The sequence below is a fragment of the Hahella sp. KA22 genome (genome assembly GCF_004135205.1).
GTDB lineage: Bacteria > Pseudomonadota > Gammaproteobacteria > Pseudomonadales > Oleiphilaceae > Hahella.
Genome location: NZ_CP035490.1, coordinates 4,026,764 through 4,033,294 on the forward strand (window position 1 = coordinate 4,026,764; position 6,531 = coordinate 4,033,294).

Annotated in this window: 1 protein-coding gene; it reads right to left on the reverse strand. The window is 62.6% G+C overall.

Features of this window, described 5'->3' with window-relative positions; genetic code table 11:
• Positions 1-44 precede the first annotated feature (44 nt).
• Positions 45-6,500, reverse strand: a complete 6,456-nt coding sequence (locus tag EUZ85_RS17995; protein WP_127970588.1) for an AMP-binding protein — start codon at positions 6,498-6,500, stop codon at positions 45-47.
• Positions 6,501-6,531: the final 31 nt, after the last annotated feature.

Genomic DNA, 6,531 nt, shown 5'->3' on the forward strand with positions numbered 1-6,531 from the left:
TCGTCTGATATAAATCCTTGTGGTCCTTGCAACGCCCCTGAACACTAAACCGGCTCGGGCTGACTTGCCGCAACGGGCGGCGCCTGGGAGAAATCTGTGGGTGACACATCATCGGCCCCCAATCCTCGCAAAAACTCAACGTGATCCCCTTGCAGGCGCCGTATCAGCGCATTCGCCGGCGCGGAACGCAGCAACGCGGCGGCGCTTTTCCCGTCGGCGTCGTCGGAGAGAAACACCCGCGTCGGAATGCGGTTCAACGGGGACGCCGACAATCGCTCCGGGAAGCGCGCGGGCTGGATGAGCTGATGCTGCAACCGGTAGTAACGCCATTCCATAAACAGAGACGGCGAGGCTTCCCGCAGCGCCGCTTCGTCTTCGATCGCCGCCAGCGCTTTTGCTGTCCCACTGTCTTCAGCGGACGCGGCGATATCCCGGAACAACGCCAGGAACTCCGCATACAGCGCCGGCCCGTCGAACACACTGGTTTGCAGGTTGGGATCAAGAAACACCAGCTGCTCAACGTCCTGGCCTAATTCCGGACGCTGCGTCAGCAACGCCGCCAGCATTTCCGCCCCCAGGGAATAGCCGCCCAGCCACAGGGGGCGCGCGGGCGTTTCCTGGAGCGCCGCCGCCAGCGCCGATAAGGCGTCCGCCAACGCGGTCTGCAACGCCTCCGCAGAAAGATCAACCGCGGCGTTTGGCTCCAAGGCCAGCACCGATAGCGTCACGGTCCCCGCCAACGCATCCGCCAGCCCTTGCAGCTCCACCAGTCCGCCTAATGCGGGAGGCAGCAGCACCCACTTGGGAAGTCTGGCGTCGTCCGCATTCAGCAAGCGCTCCTGCAGACATCCCCCCGCCATATGCCGGGATTGGCGACGGTTTGCGATCAGGGCCCGCTGGGCGGCCAGGGTGGCGTGGCGAAACACATCCACCGGACTGAACGGCACGCCGAACCGCCTCTCGATCTGGCTGGCCAGGCGCACTGCGCTCAAAGACGACCCGGACACCTGGAAAAAGTCCGAATCTGGCGTCAACGCTCCCTGGAAACCCAGACATTCACGCCAGCACACCGCCAGTTCCCCCAGCTCTCCGTCCCAGGCCGGGTCCGTGGCGTCCGGGGCTGCCTGCGCGCGTTCACGCCACGTCTGAAACAGGGCGACGATTTGCGCTCGATCCAGCTTGCCGGTTTCGGTGCGGGGCAAACGCGTCACCGGGAAGATGGCGGAAGGCAAATGGGAGCGCGGATAATGCCGGGCCAGATGCTCCTGTAGTCCTGAACCACCGTTCTCATCGCCTTCAATCGCCAGCACCAGACAGGCCTCCGGCGTTCCCGCCAGCGCCACCGCCGCTCCCGCCGCGATCACGCCGGGATGTTGTCCCGCCCGGCTCTCCAGTTCGCCAAGGCCGATAAAATTGCCTCGCACCTTGCAGCTGTCGTCCATGCGCCCTTTCAGGAAACACTGGCCACTGGCGTCCACCATGGCCATATCGCCAGTGCGGAAATAAGCGCCCTGATCATCGCTCCCGAATTTCTGCGCTGTCAGTTCCGCCTCATTCAGGTAGCCGTGCTGCGCAAAGTCTCCGTAGATCAACAGTTCGCCCCACTGCCCCGGACGCAGGCGACGCCCCTGGGCGTCCACCACTGCGAAGGCGACATGGTCGAGAGGCGCGCCGATGGACAGCATCGCTCCCGAATCCATGCCCGCACAGTTCGCCATGGAGACGGCGATGCAGGTTTCCGTCGGACCATAACTGTTCCAGATCTGGGTGCGCTCCAACAGGCGGTCGATATCGCCGAAGGCGAGAAAGTCTCCTCCGCTGATGCACACTTTGGGGAGCGGCGCCAGGTTTTCCATACGGTTCCAGGCGGAAAACAGCGCCGGCGCCGCAGAAATCACATCGGGACGGCGCTGCGCCAGAAACGCTTTCGCCCTGCGCTCGTCGAGCAGGCTGTAGCGGTCAGTCACCAGACTGGTTCCCTGCACAGCCCAGGCCAGCAGTACTTCTTCCAGATAGCCGTCGAAGCTGGGTGAAAATTGCTGTGTTACGCGCGCCCCGGGTTGCAGGTTCAGCGTGCGGACCAGCGAATCCAGATATTGCGCGACGGTCTGCGCCGCGACGCAAATGCCCTTGGGGCGACCTGTGGTGCCTGAACTGTACAGTATCCATGCGATGGGATTGGTCTCCATGGACTTCAGGCTCGCAAACTGGCGCCAGTCGACGTCCCTGGCGGCGATCGCATCGTCCGCATTCAGCACGATATCCGGCTGCCCATGGCGAATCACTTCCTCTACACGAGCCTGTGGCGTTCCCTCCTCCAGGGCGAGATAAGTGGTTCGCGTCAGAAAGCACGCCGCCAGAAACGCCTGCAACCGGCGTCCGGGACGGCCTTGGATCAGTGCGCGCCGAATCTCTGAGCGGTTCAGGCGGTCTGCATAGCTCCCGGTCAGTGACGCGAACTCGGCCCAACTCAGCTCGCCCTCGTCGTCAATCACGGCGGGACGATCGCCCAGGGCCAGAAAACCCTGGCGTAAAATATCTTCAATGGAGCCATAGGCTTCACGCCGTTGCGCAGGCCGGAACGCCTGGGCGGCGATGTCGCCGGCAACCAGCAGGTCCTTCAGTCGTGGCGTTGAACTGTCGCCAAGCGCCTGCCGCAGGATATCGCGATAGCTTGCGGCGAGCTTCGCTATCCGCGCGTCCGACAAGGCGGCGCGCTGATATTCCAGCACCAGGCGACTGTGGTCGCCGCCGTGGAAGACGGTGAGGTTCAACGGGCCATGGGCCTCGTTGTCGTTCTCTTTATCCGTCCCGTCGCTGGCGAGAGCGTCGCTTTCCTCTTCGGCGTCGAAATAGGAGTAGGCGACGTTAAGCAGTGGGTTGGCGCCAAACACCCTCGGGTCGTGACGCAGTAACGCAAACACTTCCTCTACTGGAAAGAACAGCTGTTCCATGGCCCGCCACTGCGCCTCCGCCAGGGACTTGAGATAGGCGTCGAAACATTCTTCGTCGCGATCAAAACGAAACGCGCAGGGAGACAAAGACACGAACATGCCCACCGTGGTTTGCGCCTGAGGCGGACGGTACGCATTCGCCACGGAGATAGAAAACCCATCGCTGCGGCCCTCCCGCGCCACGGCCAGTCCCCATATCCCCAGAAAGAACACCGCCGGCGTGACATTGTGGCGGGCGCATACCCGATTGACCGCCTCAATCTCCGTCGCAGACAGAGACCAGGAGGAGTACTTCACGCCATCTTCGTCATCCACGGCGCCATGGCCGAAAGGATCAAAATCGAGATCCTCAAGGTAATCCTTCCAGAATGCCTGCGCTTCCCCCCAGAGCGGCAGCTGACGGGCTTGCGCCAGCGCCTGCGCATAACGGCGGTAACTCAGGCTGGATGGCGACGGCCGCTCTCCGCGCAGAAGCTGCTCAAACTCATGCTTGAGCATCTCCATCGAGGGCTTGTCCACCAGAATATGATGGACCTGCAGATGTAACCGCGCCCGCTCCGTCTGCGGCTCCAGCAGGCTTCCTCGCAGTAACGGACCGCGCTCCAGGGCGAACGCCCTGCTCCAGTCCGCGTCAGCGCCGATCAACACCTGGTCGACGTCGAGGGTCGCCAGCGCTTCTGCGCAAGGCGCGCCCTGTTCATCAAGGGGGTAACGCGTGCGCAAAATAGCATGGCGGTCAAGCAAGGCCTGCAGGGCCTGTTTCACCGTGTCGCTGGCGACATCCCGCGCAAGGGGAATGTCTATTTCCAGCACATAGGCCATGGAGTCTGGATGCAGTCGGTACTGCGCATACAAGCGGGCTTCCTGAGGGGACAGCTCGCCCCGAACCACCTCGCCGGCCTCCGCCGCCTTATCCAGCAGGCTGGAGAACGCGTTTCCGGCGCCGTCCCGCTGCCCGGCGCAGCGCGCGTCGATCAGCGCCGCCAGACTTGCGATGGCGTCATGCTTAAAGAACTCCAGCAGTGACACCCCCTGTCCGAACTCCTGTTGTATTTCCGCCAGCACCCTGCCCGCTCGCAAAGAGTGTCCACCCAAAGCGAAAAAGCTCCTGTCCGCTCCGATAGCGCTGACATCCAACTCCAGATGTCGCGCCCAGCACACCGCCAGCCACTCCTGGGTACGCCCTTGGGGACGGGGGCCGAGGTCGCTGTTGGCGACGTCACTGAGCATCTGCTTCAGCTTCTGTCGATCCAGCTTGCCGTTGCGGGTCAACGGCAATGAGGGAGTCAGAATAATCTGGCTGGGAACCATGTAGGCCGGCGTACGCTGCAGCAGCATCTCCCGCACATCACGCTCGTTGAGGCCGCTATCGTTGGCGACAATGAAAGCGCCAAGCCGGGCATGTCCCCGCTGGTCCGTCAAACTGATTACCGCCGCCTGGGACACGCCAGGCAAGTCCAGCACCTTTCTCTCGACGGCGTCCAGTTCAACGCGGAAGCCATTGACTTTTAACTGCCGGTCCCGCCTGCCCAGAATTTCCAGTTCGCCGTTCGCGTCCCAGCAACAGATGTCGCCGCTGCGATAAAAGCGACCCTGCAGAGCCCCGTTGTCCAGCTCGATAAAGGCGTTTTCGGTCAGATCGGGGCGATTCAGGTAACCGGCGCCTACTCCGGCGCCGCCGATCAGCAGTTCACCCGGCGCACCGATCGGACAGGGTTGCAGGGTGTCGGGAAACGCCACCACGCACTGGCAGCCATTGAATGGCCCGCCGATGGTTATCTTCTGATCATTGCGGGTGATCTTCTGATAGGTGGTGAGCACCCCGGTTTCGCTGGGCCCGTAGACGTTGATCAGCTCGTAGTTATTTTTCTGGAACGCGCGCAGGCTTTCGCCGCCGAAATACAATTGCCGCAGGCTGGGGATATCCCCCTGCGCCATGATGTCCTCCGCCAGCACAGTGGTCGTAAACATCAGATCAATGCGCTGCTCCCGCAGGAAATCCACGCACTTCGCCGCGTCGGTGCGAGCCGCTTCCGGCGCCACGACAATGACGACGTCTTCCGTCAGCGCCAGCACGCACTCAAGCACGAAGTAATCAAAGGTATGGTTCGCCAGCGAGGCGACCCGCGAGTCATCCGTGTGATACTGGGCGCGCTCTTCCTGACAGATATTGAGCAGCGCCCGGTGGGTGTTGACGCAGCCTTTGGGCTTGCCTTCGCTGCCGGACGTCATCACCACGCACAAAGGGTCGTCCAGTGACGCCGCGTCGCCCTTGCGCAACGCTTCATCGCGACCACACGCCGGTGCGGACGCCACAATTACGCCGCTGTATGACGGCAGGATAACGACGCGGCAGCCCTGAGCGACAAAGCGTTGCTCCAGCTCGCCGCCGCCATCCTGCAACAGCACCGTTTGGGTCCCGTGCAGGGCCACCACATCGGATAGCTGCTCTATTGGCGATTGTCGGGACTGCAGACAGAACGGTTTGCCGATGCGCATACAAACCATCGCCGCCAGTGTGGTCTCCACCCCTTTATCGCCAACGATCAAAACATAGTCGCCCAGGGCGTCCCACTGTGGCCAGTCGGGAGCTTGCAGCAACGCGTCGATATAGCCGTCCAGCTGATTAAAGCTGACCGTCTGTTCGTCGCACTCCAGAAACACCTGCTCGCCCCGATCGCGAATCGACGCCGCAATCGCCTGGGCGACATTGCGATAAGCCAACGGTCGGCCCTGAGTCGGCGCGGACAGCGCATCGATGCGCGTCTGCTCCGTCGCTGGAATCCAGGGCATGGACCCGAGCACGCCACCCGGGTCGAACGCCATCGCCTCCATCAGCGTCCGCAGACGCTCCTGCAACAGCGTCGCCAGCGCCGGGTCCACCTGAGCCGGGTTAAAGCGCAGATGCACCCGGGTTGCTTCAGGACGCGCCTCAACGCCAATACAAAGCCTGTACTGCGAGGCGTCAAAGCCTGCACAGGGGGCTCCCGTTTCCGAATAGCCCACCAGCACCTGCGGCCCCGCCGACATGTCGGCGGAGGCGCTTTGCGGCGACAGGCCGGCGACCAGTCCGGCGACCTGCTTCCATTGCCTCAGCTCCGCGCCGATCAGGTGTTTGACTGGTTGCGCCAATTCTGTTTCCGTCAGCCGCCACTGGGCGGGAATGACATAAAAGCCGTCATTCGGGCCGTTCGTCGGCGCTTCGGGCGCAGACGCGCCGCCTTGCCCCAGCTCTCCGGCGCCTATCGCCCAGTTCAGCGCGCCCAGGGATTCGTGGCTGTGCGCAAACGCCAGATACTTGATACAGGCGGAGAACAGCGATAGCCGGTGCAACGGAGAGGCGGACGCCATCGCGTAAATCCGGCGGTTAAGCGCCTCAGGAAGCGCGCAGGTAATGGTCGTCGTCGCGTTCGCCTCAGGCGTCGCCTGCGCCATCACAAAAAACGGGCACTCCTGATAGTCCGCCGCCAACTGCTGGCGGACATAGGCTTTGAGCGCCTGTTTCCTTGCATTCATTGCAATGGGATCATTCGTGAGCATTTCCATGTTTTACTGCTTCTCCATTTTTACTACGTCT